The organism is Constrictibacter sp. MBR-5, from assembly GCF_040549485.1.
Taxonomy (GTDB): domain Bacteria; phylum Pseudomonadota; class Alphaproteobacteria; order JAJUGE01; family JAJUGE01; genus Constrictibacter.
This window is the reverse complement of record NZ_JBEPTK010000002.1, coordinates 310,770-324,471: the sequence shown is the minus strand read 5'-3', so window position 1 is coordinate 324,471 and position 13,702 is coordinate 310,770. Positions and strand designations below refer to the sequence as shown.

Genomic DNA, 13,702 nt, shown 5'->3' with positions numbered 1-13,702 from the left:
GGGCGCTCCTTAAACACGCTTGGCGATGCGGGGATCGAGGGTGTCGCGCAGCCCGTCGCCGAGGACGTTCACGGCAAGCACGATCAGTGCCAGGGCTACCCCTGGGAAAAAGATGATCCAGGGTGCCAGCTGGAAGAACGTCCGGCCCTCGGCCATCATGTTGCCCCAGCTCGGGATTTCCGGCGGGGTGCCGGCACCGAGGAAGCTGAGGATCGCCTCCGTGATCATCGCGGAGGCGCAGATGTAGGTCGCCTGGACGATGAGCGGCGGGACCGTGTTCGGCAGCACATGGCGGATCAGGATGAGCGGCAGAGGCGTCCCCGCCGCCACGGCGGCCTCGACGTAGGGTTCCTCACGCACCGACAGCACCACGCTTCGCACCAGCCGCACGACGCGCGGTACCTCCGGGATGGTGATCGCGATGACGACAGTGACGATGCTGGCCCCGGACAGCGAGACGAGCGCCACAGCGAGCAGGATGGCCGGGATCGCCATCAGGCCATCCATCACCCGCATGATGATGTGGTCGAGCGTGCGCATGTAGCCAGAGACGAGGCCGATCGCGAGCCCGATGACCACGCTGAGAATCGCGACGGCAACGCCGACTGCCAGCGAGATGCGCGTGCCGTAGACCGCGCGGCTGTAGACGTCGCGCCCGTACATGTCCGTCCCGAACCAAAACGTCTCCGACGGCACCTTGAGGCGGTTGATCGGATTGAACTTGATCGGGTCGACGGTGAACATCCAGGGAGCAAGGAGCGCCCCCAGCACCATCACCAGGAGGATAGCGCCGCCGAGCATCATCGTCGGATGTCGGCGGAACAGGTCCATGACCGCCAGACCGGGCCGTTTCGCGCCGCCCATCACTGTTGCGCTCGCCTGCTGGCTCAATATCTGATCCTCGGGTCGAGGGCTGTGTAGATGATGTCCACGATCAGGTTGATCAGGATGTAGACGAACGAGAACACGATGATCAGGCCCTGGATAATCGGGTAGTCGCGCTTCAGGATCGCATCGACGACGAGCCGTCCGAGACCGGGAATGTTGAAGACGGTCTCGGTCACGACCACGCCGCTCAGGAGGATGGCTACGGCGATGCCGATCATCGTGACGATCGGAACGGCCGCATTGCGAAGCGCGTGCCGCATCAGGACCGCCCGCTCCGTAAGGCCCTTCGCGTGGGCGGTGCGGATATAGTCCTCGTCCAGGACCTCGCGGACGCTGGCGCGGGTCATGCGCGCGATCAATGCGATCAGGAACCCGCTGAGCGCCACCGTCGGCAACACCATGTGCCGCACGAACTTCACCACGTCCACGGATGGGCTGACATAGCCCTGCACCGGCAGCCAGCCGAAGCGGATCGCGAAGATGTAGATGAAGATGTAGGCGAGCACGAAGACCGGGATCGAGAAGCCCAGCACCGCCCCGATCATGATCGTGCGGTCGATCCAGGTGTTCGCCTTCCACGCCGCGATCGTGCCGAGGGGAACGGCGACGACCAGGATCAGGATCAGCGTGGTGCACGCCAGCGCCACCGTGGGCTCGACGCGCTGGGCGATCAGGGTCGTCACCGGCAGGTTTGAGAAGATCGATATGCCCAGGTCGCCGGTGAGGAGGTTGCCGATCCAGGCGACGAACTGCACCGGAAGCGGTTCATCGAGACCCAGATTGGCGCGGATCCGCGCTATCGCCTCCGGTGTCGCATAGTCGCCGGCGATCACGGTCGCCGGATCGCCGGGACTGAGGCGGAGCATCAGGAAGATGAAGACCGCCACCACGAACATCACGGGGATTGTGGCGAAGATGCGCTGCAGGATGAAGCGGAACATTCAGTTCTCTGGTTATGGCTTCGGGGAAGATCCGGCGGCGCGAACGCACCGCAGGTCCACCGTCACTTCTTCTCGATGTTCCAGTAGAGCGACACCGGCGACTTCACGACGCCGGACAGGTTGCTGCGGTAGGCGACGGGACTGAACCAAGCGCCGATCGGCAGGTGCGTCAGCACCTCGGTATAGTTCCGCTCCTGGATTTTCTCGACCAGGTCTTTGCGCGTCGCATCGTCCGTCGCCCGCGGGTAGGCGGCGCGCCACGTCTCGATCTTCTCGTCGCACGGCCAGCCGAACCAAGCCTTGTCGCATCCCGCGCTCATGTTCGTGGCCAGCGGCGTCAGCAGGTCTGCGGCCAGCGTCCAGGTGAAGAAGATGTTCCAGCCGCCCTTCCCCGGCGGCTCCTTGACTGCGCGCCGCGATGTCACCGTCGCCCAGTCCATCGCCTGTAGGTCGACCGTGAAGCCCGCCTCGCGCAGGCCCTGCGCAGTCACCAGCGCCGCAGCGTTCAGCACCGGAATATCGGTCGCCTGCAGGATCGTCACCGGCGTGCCGTCATAGCCACCGGTCTTCATCAGTTCCTTCGCCTTAGCCATGTCGGGCTGCTTGACCGCGCCGGCGTCGGTACCGACCGGCGCATTGCAGGCGGAGTAGGAATAGCACTTCTGCCAGAAGGCGGGATCGCCCACGCCCGCCTGCAGAAACTGCTCCTGGTCGAAGACATAGGAGACGGCCTTGCGCAGCTCCGGCTTGTCGAACGGCGGATGGAGATGGTTGAACCGCAGCATGCCCTGGTTGCCCAGAGGATCGAGCGTTTCGACCTTCACGCCCTCGGCCTGGCGCAGGATCGGGACGAGATCGGCAGGCGCGTTCTCATAGTAGTCGACCTCGCCGCTGATGAGCGCGTTCATCGCGGTGTTCGGGTCGGGGATGTAGAGCCATTCGATGCGATCGACCTTGGCGACCTTGCCCCCCGATGCGTTGCTGGGAGGCTCCTTGCGCGGCACATAGTCGGCGAACTTGGCGTAGACGACCTTGCTGCCGGGCACCCACTGCTCCTTCATGAAGCGGAAGGGGCCGGAACCGACGACTTCCGGCACCTGCTTGAACGGGTCCGTCTCCGCCAGCCGCTTCGGCATAATGAACGGCACGTTCGAGCTCAGCTTGGCGAACGACTCCAACACGAGTCCGAACGGCGACTTCAGCTTCAGACGAAAGGTCTTGTCGTCGACCGCCTCGAGAGTCTCCGTCGCAGCAAAAAGCTGCTGGCCCATCCCGTCGCGCTTGCCCCAGCGCTCCAGCGAGGTGATGACGTCCGCCGACGTAACCGGCGTGCCGTCGTGAAACTTCAGCCCCTCACGGAGAGTGAACGTCCACTCCATCTTGTCGTCGCTGGTCTTCCAGCCGTCGACCATCTGCGGCTGCGGCTGGAAGTTCTCGTCGAGGGAGAACAGCGTGTCCCAGACGAGATAGGCGTGGTTGCGTGTGATGTAGGCGGTCGTCCAGATCGGATCGATGTTCTTCAAATCCGCATGCGGCACGACCCGGAGCGTCGTCTCCGCGGATGCCGAAGACGACACGTGGAGCGCAAGCGGCAACAATGCCGCCGCCGTACGCAGGACTGTTCTGAACATCGACCCCATACCCCAGACTCCTCTCCGAAAGTTTCGGCGCGCCTCCCCGGACGGGAGCCGAACGGCCCCCGTCCAACGCTCGTCCTTCTAGTTCTTAGCCATGTTCCAGAAGAACTGGACCGGCGACCTGATCATGCCAGAGACGTTCTCCCGATAGGCGACCGGCGTGAAGAAGGTGCCGAAGTTGCCGTGGGTGACGACTTCCTCGTAGTTCCTCTTCTGAATGGCTTCGGCGATCGCCTTCTGCTTCTCCGGATCTGTCTCCTTGGCGAAGGCGGTCCGCATCTCCTCCAGCTTGGCGTCGCACGGCCAGCCGAACCACGCCTTTTCGCAGCCGGCGCCAATGCCGGAATGGATCACCGGGTTCGCAATGTCCCCGCCGATCCACCAGGTGTGGAAGATGTTCCAGCCGCCCTTTTCCGGCGGTTCCTTCACGGCGCGGCGCGACGTGACGGTGCTCCAGTCCATCGCCTGCATCTCGACATTGAAGCCCACCTCACGCAGGTTCTGCGCCGTCACGAGCGTCGCCGCGTTCGTCACCGGAATGTCGGTCATGTGCAGGATGACCACCTTTTCGCCCTTGTAGCCGGACTCGGCGAGCAGCTTCTTGGCCCCCTCGATGTCCTTCCCCTGATAGGGCTCGGAGCCGACGGTCGTCTCCATGGGAGTGCCGCAGGAGTAGTAGGATTGGCAGACCTTCCAGTAATCCGGATTGCCGATCGCCGCCTGCATGTACTCGCGCTGGTCCATCGCCTTCAGCACCGCTTGGCGCGCCTTCAGCTTGTCGAACGGCGGATGCAGGTGGTTCATCCGCAGCATGCCCTGGCTGCCCAGCGGGTCGAGGCGATCGACCTTCACGCCATCCGCCTGCTGCAGGATCGGCAGGAGATCGATCGGCGGCTGCTCGTAATAGTCGACCTCGCCGCTGATGAGCGCGTTCATCGCGGTGTTCGGGTCGGGAATGTACAGCCACTCGACCTTGTCGACCTTTGCGACTTTGCCGCCGGCGGCGGCGCTCACGGGCTCCTTCCGCGGCACGTAGTCGGCGAACTTCGTGTAGACGACCTTGCTGCCCGGGACCCACTGCTCCTTCTCGAACTTGAACGGTCCCGAGCCGACGATCTCCGGGACCTGGGTGAAGGGATCGGTCTCGGCCAGCCGCTTCGGCATGATGAACGGCACGTTCGAGCTGATCTTGCCGATCGAATCGATGACCAGGCCGTAGGGGTATTTGAGCTTGATCTCGAAGCTCTTGTCGTCGACCGGCGCGATGCTCTCGATCGCCTCGAACAGCTTCTGGCCCATACCGTCGCGCTTGCCCCAGCGCTGCAGCGAGGCCACCGCGTCCTCGGCCTTCACCGGTGCGCCGTCGTGGAACTTGAGGCCGTCGCGCAAGGTGACCTTCCAGGTCAGCTTATCGTCGGAGACGGTATAGCCCTCCGCCATCTGCGGCTGCGGCTTCAAGTCCTCGTCGAGCGCGAACAGCGTGTCGTAGACCATGTAGCCGTGGTTGCGCGTGATGTAGGCGGTGGTCCAGATCGGGTCGGTGTTCTTCAGGTCGGCGTGCGGAATGACCTTAAGAACCGTCTCCGCGCTGCTGGCGCCCGAGAGGAGCGCGGCGGGAACGGCGAGCGCCGTCGCCGCGAGGAGTCCTGCCACCTTGGTGTTGATACCCTTCACGAATGCCTCCTTGTTATGGATTTTGAAGCCACCGAACCATCAGTTCGGCTGTGGCAGCCGACTCTGCGGTCGGCTTCCACGCATTTGCGCAGGTCCCTCCGGCTGCGCCGCGATACTATCGTGGGATGAAAGCTTAGAAGTCTGCCGGCAATCGAACAATCCGATTTGTCGAGTAGAGCCGGTTTATCGAACTGGACGGTCGAAACGACCCGCAATGACCTGAAGGTCATGTCAGCCTGCCTTCCCCGGCATCTTGAAGAAGAAGCTCTCGTCCAGGTCGCCGGTCGCCAGCTGCCCCATCCAGATCGCGAACTGCTTGTAGAGCGGTTCGTTGAGCCCCAGCCGGGTGCGGATCTCCTCGATCTGCTGGAGGGAAGCCGTATCGCCTGCCAGCACGGCGGCCAGGTCGCCGGGCCCGATCCGAAGGATCAGGAAGACGAATACCGCGACCGTCAGCAGGACCGGGACGGTCGACAGTATTCGCCGGACCAGAAAAAAGGAACATCGCCCGTTCCGCCCGCTCGCAGGATCAGGATTCGAAATCGAGGCCCCAGAAGACGGGCGCGACCGACGGCCAGACGCCCTTCAACTTGTCGCTGTACGCGATCGGCGAGAAATACTGGCCGAGCGGCAGGTGCGTGACGATCTCGTAGGCGCGCTCCTGGACCCGCGCGGCGAGTTCATTCTTCTTCTCCGGATCGCTCTCGGAAGCGAAGTCGCTGCGGAGCTTCTCGATGGTCTCGTCGCAGGGCCAGCCGAACCAGGCGCTATCCTGGCAACCGCCGGAGAAGCCTTGGTAGGCAGTCGTGGCGATCGGATCGAGCACTGTCAGGTCCGAGTGCATCTTCGCACGAAGCACCTTCTCCGCCTGTGCGGGCGCAGCTCCTGTCAACGCGACGGCGGCGAATACCGTGGTACCGGCGAGGGTGAGGCTCATCCTGCTGAGAAACGACATCGCGATCTTCCCCCTATCGCGTCCGAGGCCCAAGGCCGTTCGCGGTAGCCCCTGCGAATTGCATGCCAGCCATACGAGGGCCAAATAGGGGCTTGGTCCGTCACGGCATGACTCGTGCTCGGCGGGGAGCCGCGCCAGGGACGCGCTTGGCAGCCGGCCGCACGCGCCCCTACAGTGGGCTCACCGCCACCGCACGCCGCCCGAGGATCGTCGAATGCCCCGTATCGTGACCGTAGGCGCCGCCCAGCTGGGGCCGATCGCGCTGAAGGAGAGCCGCGCCGACGTCGTCGTTCGCCTGATCGCGCTGATGCGGCAGGCGCGCGATGCCGGCTGCGATCTCGTCGTCTATCCGGAACTCGCGCTGACCACCTTCTTCCCCCGCTGGTTCGCGGAGGATCGGGCCAAGATGGACCGCTTTTTCGAGACCGAGATGCCGGGGCCGGAGACGCAGCCGCTGTTCGACGAGGCGAAGCGCCTCGGCATCGGTTTCTCGTTCGGCTATGCCGAACTGACGCCGCCCGACGCAGCGGGCGTCCGCCACCACTTCAACACCTCGATCATCGTCGACAAGTCAGGTGCCCTCGTCGCGAAGTACCGTAAGATCCACCTTCCGGGTCATGCTGAACACGAAAGCTATCGGCCGTTCCAGCACCTGGAGAAGCGCTATTTCGAACCCGGCGACCTTGGATTCGGCGTTTGGGAGGTATTCGGCGGCCGGCTGGGCATGTGCATCTGCAACGACCGCCGCTGGCCGGAAACCTATCGCGTGATGGGCCTGCAGGGCGTGGAGATGATCCTCCTCGGCTACAACACGCCGGTGCACAACCCGCCCACCCCCGAGCACGACGACCTGTCGCTCTTCCACAACCAGCTGGTCATGCAGTCGGGCGCCTACCAGAACGGCACATGGGTGGTGGGCGTCGCCAAGGCCGGGCCGGAGGAGGGCGTGCCGATGATCGCCGGCACCCAGATCATCGCGCCCTCGGGCCAGACCGTCGCACAGGCCGCGACCCAGGGCGACGAACTGATCTTTGCCCGCTGCGACCTCGACCTCTGTAACTCCTATAAGGCGAACGTCTTCAACTTCGCGAAGCACCGCGAGCCGGCGAGCTACCGCCTGATCGTCGAGACCAAGGGCGTCGTGAGCCCGGCCGAAGCGCGCGACATCATCCGCCCCCAGGCGAAGGGCTGAGCGGCCGCGGGTCGCTCAGCCCACTCGGCTTTCGAGGCGGGACCGGGACGCGGTCCGGTTCCGCCTTCCCCTCACATTCGCGGCGGATTCTCGCCCAGGTCCCAGTACAGTCCCGTCATGATCGCCAGGGCCTCGCGCGCCTCGGCGAGCAGGATGTGCTCGTTCGGTGCGTGCTGCGAACAGGCGCTGTAGGAGTGGGGCACCCAGATCGTCGGCATGCCGAGCAAGTCGGAGAAGAGGTCGTTGCAGATCGACCCGGCGCTGTTCGGCACGACGGCGGTCTTCTTGCCGCTGACCGACGCGATCGTCTCCGCCGCCCACTTCGCCCAAGGGCTGTCGGGATCGGTTCTGGTCGCGGCGAACTCGCCGGCATTGCTCGCCGGCGGCGGCTCGATCTTCACCATGCCGAAGCCGTGCTCGTCGAGATGCTTACGCAGCACGGGCACGAACTCGTCAGGCTTGGAGCCAACGACGAAGCGGATCTGGCAGTTGGCGCGCGCCTTCGGCGGCACCGCGTTGACCGGCTTGCCGGGCGTGCCCGTGGTGAAGGCAAGCACCTCGAAGGTATTCCAGGCATAGAGCCGCTCGACCGGCGTCAAGCCCGGCTCACCCCAGTCCGGATCGATCGCCGGCGCGCCCGGCCCGGCGTCGAGGATGACGTCGCGCAGTGCGGCGCGCACCGAATTCGGGATGGGTGTCGGCAGCAGGCCGGGCACCAGCACCCTGCCCTTCGGCGAGACGATGGTCGCCAGCGCATGCGCAAGAATGATTCCGGGGTTGGACAGCAGGCCGCCCCAATTGCCGGAATGATGGCCACCCTCGCGCATATCGACCACTAGGTCGAAGTTGCGCGCGCCGCGGTTGCCGAGCGTGATGGTCGGCCGGTCGGCGGCGACGCGGGGTCCGTCGGACGCGATGAAAACGTTGGCGCTGAAATCGGCCTTGTTGGCCTCGATCACCTCCCGCACGCCGGCGGAACCGTTCTCCTCGCCCGTCTCCACCATGAACTTGGAGTTGAAGCCGAGATGGCCCCGCTCGGCGAGGACCGTTTCGAGAGCCAGCATGTTGATCGTATGCTGGCCCTTGTTGTCGGCCGTGCCGCGGCCGTAGAGCTTCTCGCCGTCGCGCTGTATCTTCCAGGGCGATAGGCCCTCACGCCAGTTCGCATCGTCACCCAGGACGACATCGCCATGGCCATAGCCCAGCACCGTCGGAAGCGACTCATTCTCGATCCGCTCCGCCAGCAGGACCGGGCCGGCGCCCGCGATCGGGTTAGCGTACACCCGGCTGGAGTGGCCCATCGCCGCGAAGGATGGCCCGATCTCGTCGTCGAGATAGCGCTTGAGGTCCGGCAGACGGTCGGGATTCTGGCTCTCCGTCGGGATCGCCACGCGGCGCCCGAGGATCTCCAGGAATGTACCGTCGTCGAAGAGCCGCATGGCCCGATCGATGGCCGCGTCGCGCGACATGAACTGCTCCGTGCTGGAAAGCGAAAGGAATCGAGAGGCGCATGGTGGCGCAGCACGCTCCGCCGCGTCCAGCCTTCGATCCGCGTCGCGGCCGTGGCGGCAGTGGCCGCCCTGGCGGTTCCGTCGAATGCCGCCGGCCAGCCCGGCGCCGGCTGGTCGAGCGTAGCACTACCGTCGCAGCATCCGGCCGAGGCGATCGGAAAATACAATGCCGGGTGCCTGGCCGGGGGCTCAACCATTCCGCAGACCGGCCCCGGCTTCCAGCTGACGGAGATTGACCGGGACCGGCGCTACGCGCATCCCGACATGGTGGCCTACATCCTCGACCTCGGGCTTCGTATGGAGGAAGCCGGGTTGGGCCGCATGACGGTCGAGGACGTGTCGCAGCCGCGCGGCGGGCCGATGCCGTCGGGCCATCGCAGCCACCAGATGGGGCTGGACGCCGACATCTGGTACAGGCTTGACGCGCCGCCCAGGCCGACCGAAGCAGACCAGTGGTACATGGTGCCGGCCGGCTTCCGCGACGTGGACCGGCGCGTCTGGACCGACCGACAGGCGGAGATGCTGCGCCTCGCCGCAACCGACCCGCGCGTCGCGCGCATTTTCGTCAATCCGGGGGTGAAGCAGGCCCTGTGCGATCGCAGTTGGGCGAACCGCGACTGGCTGCGGGTCATCCGCCCGTGGTACGCGCATGCGGCGCATTTCCACGTTCGGCTCAACTGCCCGGTCGACAGCCCGTCCTGCGAGCCGCAGGAGCCGCCGCCGGAAGGCGACGGCTGCGGCGCGGAACTCGCGTCCTGGTTCGAACCCCCGGCCGAGGGGCCGTCGAAGCCAAAGCCGGCTTACGTGCCGCCGCCTTTGCCGCCAGCCTGCACCGGGATACTCGCAGCCCCCTGAGCCGTACCGCCCACACTCACTCCGCCGACGAGCGCGGCATGCGCCTCGGTCAGGAAGTCTGCCAGCATCCGAAGCTCGCGGTTGCGACCGCTCTGTGACCGCCAGACGAGACCGATCTGGCGCTGCTGAGGCTCGCCCGCGATTGCCCGCACCACGGTGTCGGTGCCGTCCAGGATGCCGGCGTCGATGGCGAGTTGCGGGAGCAGCGTGATGCCGAGGCGATTGTCGACCATCTGCACGAGCGTGTGCAGGCTGGTCGCCTCGAACGACTGCTGGTGCCTGTCCCCGCCCATGTCGCACGCGGACAGCGCATGCTCGCGCAGGCAATGGCCATCCTGCAGGAGAAAGAGGGAATCCGCCGGCACGGCATCGAGCGGAACCTGCTCCGACCGCGCGAGCGGATGGTCCTTGTGGCAGGCGAGTTGGAACGCGTCGTCGAACAGGATGGATGTCTCGACCTCGCCGCAGTCGTAGGGCAGCGCGATCAGCAGCACGTCCAGAACGCCGGCCCGAAGATCGTCCACCAGGCGCGCCGTCAGGTCCTCCTTCAGGAAGAGCTGCAGGCGCGGATAGGCCCGCCGCAATTCCGGCAGCAGGCGCGGCAGCAGGAAAGGCGCAATCGTCGGAATGACGCCCATGCGCAGCCGCCCGGTCAGGGGCTCGCGCGCGGCGGCGGCCAGATCCGCCAGATGCTCCGCCTCGACCAGCACGCGCCGTGCACGCTGCACGATCTCCTCGCCCAGCGGCGTCAGGGCGACACGGCGCTTCGTGCGCTCGACGAGCTGTGCCTCGAGCAGCGCCTCCAGCTCCTGGATGCCGCCGCTCAGGCTCGACTGCGTCACGGCGCAGCGCTCTGCCGCACGGCCGAAATGCCGCTCGCGCGCGAGCGCGTCGAGATACCGGAGCTGGCGGAGGCTCGGCAGCGCTTTCATCGGCTTAGGCGATTACCGTAAGCGGGAGATCCCGTTGGACCGAAGTGTTGCGATGCAGCATATGCATGCCGTCCATATGCGTCCACAGCGCACCCGCACAAGGAGGTTCCCCTTGCTGACCGTTGGCGACAAGTTCCCCGCATTCGACCTCAAAGCCGTCGTTTCGACCGACATGGCAAAGGCGTTCTCCCAGATCACGTCGGAGTCCGATGCCGGCAAGTGGAAGATCGTCTTCTTCTGGCCGAAGGATTTCACCTTTGTTTGCCCGACCGAGATCGCGGCATTCGGTCGCATGAACAGCGAATTCGACGATCGTGACGCCGTCGTCTACGGCGTCAGCACCGACAGCGAGTTCGTTCACCTCGCCTGGCGGAAGGATCACGAGGACCTCCGCGAACTGCCGTTCGCGATGCTCGCCGACATCAAGCGCGAGTTGTCCGAATCCCTCGGCATCCTCGACAAGGCCGAAGGCGTCTGCCTGCGCGCCACCTTCATCGTCGACCCGGACAACATCATCCGCTTCGTGTCGGTCAACGACCTCAGCGTCGGCCGCAACCCGGCTGAGGTGCTGCGCGTTCTCGATGCCCTGCAGACGGACGAGCTGTGCCCCTGCAACTGGAACAAGGGCGAGGCGACCCTCCAGGCCGCCTGATTCCGACTCCACCCCGCGTGCCCGTCCGGGCGCGCGGGGGTCACCGTCCCCCTGCCCTACTCCGGAGTCCGAAATGTCGATCGAGTCGCTGAAGCAGAAGCTCCCCGGCTACGCCAAGGACCTGAAGCTGAACCTGTCGAGCCTGTCCACCGAGGCGGCCCTGACCCAGCAGCAGCGCGACGGCGCCTTCCTGGCTTCGGCCATCGCGTCGCGCAACGCGACCGTCACGGCTGCGATTCTCGCCGAGACGGAATCCCGCCTGACGCCCGAGGCGCTGGAAGCGGCGAAGGCCGCCGCCGCGATCATGGCGATGAACAACATCTACTACCGCTTCGTGCATCTCTCCTCGAACGAGGACTACGGCAAGCTGCCGGCGCGCCTGCGGATGAACGTCATCGGCAAGCCCGGCGTCGAGAAGGTCGACTTCGAGCTCTGGTCGCTCGCCGTCTCCGCCGTGAATGGCTGCGGCATGTGCGTCGATTCGCACGAGCATGAACTGCGCAAGGGCGGGATGCCCACCGAGGCAATCCAGGCCGCCGTCCGCATCGCGTCCGTGGTGCATGCTGTCGCCACCGTTCTCGATGCCGAGGAGGCGACCACCGGCGCGGCCCGCGCCGCCGCCTGATCGGCGCGCCGATTCCAGAGAAGGGCCGGTCGCCGTCGGGCGTCCGGCCCTTGTTTTATGCCCATGCACGCCGCACCTGCATGATTCGCCGGCAGCCGTATGTCGGGACATTTGCAAGCCGAACCGCGGCGGACTAGAAGTGCCGGCTCGGATTCCGCCGATCGCCGAGGAATCGCTCCCGTGAGCAAGTCCGCACCAGTCCGCGCCCTCACCCCCAGCGCCATTCGTGCGCGCAAGGGTGGTGAACCCATCGTCTGCCTGACCGCCTACACGACACCGACCGCCAGACTGATGGACGGGGAGGTCGACCTGATCCTGGTCGGCGATTCGCTCGGCATGGTGATCTACGGCATGTCGAGCACGGTCGGCGTCACCCTCGACATGATGATCGCCCACGGGCAGGCCGTGATGCGCGGCAGCACCCGTGCCTGCGTCGTCGTCGATCTGCCCTTCGGCGCCTACGAGGAGTCCCCGGCACAGGCGTTCCGGTCGGCTGCGCGCGTGATGGCGGAGACGGGCTGTGCCGCGGTCAAACTCGAGGGTGGGGTCGAGATGGCGGAGACGATCCGCTTCCTCACCCGCCGCGGCGTGCCGGTGCTCGGCCATGTCGGCCTCACGCCGCAGTCGATCAACGCCCTCGGCGGCTACGGCGTGCGCGGGCGCAGCGAGGCCGAGGCCGAAGGGATCATGGCGGATGCGGTCGCGGTGGCGGAGGCCGGTGCCTTCGGCATCGTCATCGAGAAGACCATGGAAGAACTCTCGGGCGAGATAACGCGGCGCGTGCCGATACCCACCATCGGCATCGGCGCGTCGGTTACCTGCGACGGGCAGATCCTGGTGACCGACGACGTTGTCGGCATGTTCCCCGATTTCCGCCCGAAGTTCGTCAAGCGCTACGCCATGCTGGGCGACGCTTATGCCGAGGCGGTGCGCGGCTACGCCGCCGACGTGCGTGCCCGCCGCTTCCCCGGCCCCGACCAAGTCTTCAGCGCGACGGCAGGCCGCAAGTGAGGATCGTCCGCACGGTCGCCGACCTGCGCGAGACGATCGGCGGCTGGCGCGCCGCCGGCGAGACGGTGGCGCTGATTCCGACCATGGGCGCCCTGCACGAGGGCCACCTGTCGCTCGTCCGCCTCGGCCGGGATCGTTGCCGGCGCACCGTGGCGACGCTGTTCGTAAACCCGAAGCAGTTCAATCAGGCGAGCGATCTCGCCGCCTACCCGCGCACCGAAGAGTCCGATGCCGAGAAGCTGACGTCCATCGGCTGCGACCTGCTGTTCGCACCGGACGCGGCAGAGATGTACCCGCCCGGCTTCGCTACCAACGTGTCGGTACGCGGCATCGGCGACGAATTGGAGGGTGCAGCCAGGCCGGGGCATTTCGACGGCGTCGCCACCGTGGTCAGCAAGCTGCTGCTGCAGGCACTTCCCGACGTCGCGATCTTCGGCGAGAAGGATTGGCAGCAGCTCCAGGTGATAAAGCGGTTCGCCGCCGATCTGAACATTCCCGTAACGATCGAAGGCGCCCCGACGGTTCGCGACGCGGACGGATTGGCGCTGTCGTCGCGCAATGTGCGCCTGATGCCCGCCAATCGCAGCAAGGCGCCGCTTCTCCACGCCGTCCTGCAGCGTGTCGCGGTGGCCGTGCGGGCGGGCGCCGATCCCGTAGAGGCCGTCCAGGGTGCCCGGCGCGAACTCGCGGCCGGCGGCTTCGATCCGATCGACTATGTCGAGGTTCGCGACGGCACGACGCTGGGCCCGCCGGGCGCCGGCCCGCGCCGCGTCCTCGCTGCCGCATGGCTGGGCGGGGTCCGGCTGATCGACAACATTCCGGGCTGACG

At 66.1% G+C, this 13,702-nt stretch carries 14 protein-coding genes; 6 read left to right on the top strand and 8 right to left on the bottom strand.

Features of this window, described 5'->3' with window-relative positions; genetic code table 11:
* Positions 1–9: 9 nt before the first annotated feature.
* The 6 genes from ABIE65_RS05520 to ABIE65_RS05495 form a co-directional block, all read right to left on the bottom strand.
* Positions 10–891 carry an ABC transporter permease gene (locus ABIE65_RS05520; RefSeq protein WP_502918507.1) on the bottom strand — a complete coding sequence of 294 codons (882 nt, stop codon included), beginning with the start codon at positions 889–891 and terminating at the stop codon, positions 10–12.
* A complete protein-coding gene (locus ABIE65_RS05515) occupies positions 888–1,829 on the bottom strand; it encodes an ABC transporter permease (protein WP_354076138.1) in 942 nt (313 codons plus the stop codon). The genes ABIE65_RS05520 and ABIE65_RS05515 overlap by 4 nt, the downstream gene beginning before the upstream one ends.
* Positions 1,830–1,891: 62 nt before the next feature.
* Entirely contained in the window at positions 1,892–3,460 is a 1,569-nt protein-coding gene (locus ABIE65_RS05510) for an ABC transporter substrate-binding protein (protein WP_354076136.1), read from the bottom strand.
* 87 nt (positions 3,461–3,547) lie between these two features.
* A complete protein-coding gene (locus ABIE65_RS05505; RefSeq protein ID WP_354076134.1) occupies positions 3,548–5,140 on the bottom strand; it encodes an ABC transporter substrate-binding protein in 1,593 nt (530 codons plus the stop codon).
* 231 nt (positions 5,141–5,371) lie between these two features.
* Complete coding sequence (locus tag ABIE65_RS05500) at positions 5,372–5,632, bottom strand: ABC transporter permease family protein (RefSeq protein ID WP_354076601.1); 261 nt, start codon at positions 5,630–5,632, stop codon at positions 5,372–5,374.
* A 37-nt stretch (positions 5,633–5,669) separates the two neighbouring features.
* Positions 5,670–6,095 carry a hypothetical protein gene (locus ABIE65_RS05495; RefSeq protein WP_354076133.1) on the bottom strand — a complete coding sequence of 142 codons (426 nt, stop codon included), beginning with the start codon at positions 6,093–6,095 and terminating at the stop codon, positions 5,670–5,672.
* Positions 6,096–6,309: 214 nt separating this feature from the next.
* Between ABIE65_RS05495 and ABIE65_RS05490 the strand changes: the two genes are divergently transcribed.
* Positions 6,310–7,287 (top strand): N-carbamoyl-D-amino-acid hydrolase, encoded by a 978-nt coding sequence (locus tag ABIE65_RS05490; protein ID WP_354076131.1) that lies wholly within the window; start codon positions 6,310–6,312, stop codon positions 7,285–7,287.
* A 71-nt stretch (positions 7,288–7,358) separates the two neighbouring features.
* Here ABIE65_RS05490 and ABIE65_RS05485 read toward each other — a convergent pair whose 3' ends face one another.
* Complete coding sequence (locus tag ABIE65_RS05485) at positions 7,359–8,756, bottom strand: M20 family metallopeptidase (protein WP_354076129.1); 1,398 nt, start codon at positions 8,754–8,756, stop codon at positions 7,359–7,361.
* Positions 8,757–8,849: 93 nt separating this feature from the next.
* Between ABIE65_RS05485 and mepA the strand changes: the two genes are divergently transcribed.
* Positions 8,850–9,653, top strand: a complete 804-nt coding sequence (mepA, locus tag ABIE65_RS05480) for a penicillin-insensitive murein endopeptidase (protein ID WP_354076127.1) — start codon at positions 8,850–8,852, stop codon at positions 9,651–9,653.
* Here the strand turns inward: mepA and ABIE65_RS05475 are convergent.
* A complete protein-coding gene (locus ABIE65_RS05475) occupies positions 9,599–10,585 on the bottom strand; it encodes a hydrogen peroxide-inducible genes activator (protein WP_354076125.1) in 987 nt (328 codons plus the stop codon). The two genes, mepA and ABIE65_RS05475, sit on opposite strands and share 55 nt — an antisense overlap.
* A 112-nt stretch (positions 10,586–10,697) precedes the next feature.
* Between ABIE65_RS05475 and ABIE65_RS05470 the strand changes: the two genes are divergently transcribed.
* The 4 genes from ABIE65_RS05470 to panC all read left to right on the top strand — a co-directional run bounded on the left by ABIE65_RS05470 (position 10,698) and on the right by panC (position 13,700).
* Positions 10,698–11,237: a peroxiredoxin gene (locus tag ABIE65_RS05470; protein WP_354076123.1), complete on the top strand. Its 540-nt coding sequence runs from the start codon at positions 10,698–10,700 to the stop codon at positions 11,235–11,237.
* 73 nt (positions 11,238–11,310) lie between these two features.
* The gene (gene ahpD, locus ABIE65_RS05465) at positions 11,311–11,862 is read left to right on the top strand and encodes an alkylhydroperoxidase, AhpD family (protein WP_354076121.1); all 552 of its coding nucleotides are present in this window, start codon (positions 11,311–11,313) and stop codon (positions 11,860–11,862) included.
* A 180-nt stretch (positions 11,863–12,042) separates the two neighbouring features.
* The gene (panB, locus tag ABIE65_RS05460; RefSeq protein WP_502918506.1) at positions 12,043–12,873 is read left to right on the top strand and encodes a 3-methyl-2-oxobutanoate hydroxymethyltransferase; all 831 of its coding nucleotides are present in this window, start codon (positions 12,043–12,045) and stop codon (positions 12,871–12,873) included.
* Entirely contained in the window at positions 12,870–13,700 is an 831-nt protein-coding gene (gene panC / locus ABIE65_RS05455) for a pantoate--beta-alanine ligase (RefSeq protein WP_354076119.1), read from the top strand. The genes panB and panC overlap by 4 nt, the downstream gene beginning before the upstream one ends.
* Positions 13,701–13,702 lie beyond the last annotated feature (2 nt).

Excerpts from the sequence above, each read along its gene's own strand:
- ABIE65_RS05510 (WP_354076136.1), bottom strand. The coding sequence starts at position 3,460 with ATGTTCAGAACAGTCCTGCGTACGGCGGCGGCATTGTTGCCGCTTGCG.
- ahpD (WP_354076121.1), top strand. The coding sequence starts at position 11,311 with ATGTCGATCGAGTCGCTGAAGCAGAAGCTCCCCGGCTACGCCAAGGAC.
- ABIE65_RS05475 (WP_354076125.1), bottom strand. The coding sequence starts at position 10,585 with ATGAAAGCGCTGCCGAGCCTCCGCCAGCTCCGGTATCTCGACGCGCTC.
- ABIE65_RS05495 (WP_354076133.1), bottom strand. The coding sequence starts at position 6,095 with ATGTCGTTTCTCAGCAGGATGAGCCTCACCCTCGCCGGTACCACGGTA.
- ABIE65_RS05485 (WP_354076129.1), bottom strand. The coding sequence starts at position 8,756 with ATGTCGCGCGACGCGGCCATCGATCGGGCCATGCGGCTCTTCGACGAC.
- ABIE65_RS05515 (WP_354076138.1), bottom strand. The coding sequence starts at position 1,829 with ATGTTCCGCTTCATCCTGCAGCGCATCTTCGCCACAATCCCCGTGATG.
- ABIE65_RS05490 (WP_354076131.1), top strand. The coding sequence starts at position 6,310 with ATGCCCCGTATCGTGACCGTAGGCGCCGCCCAGCTGGGGCCGATCGCG.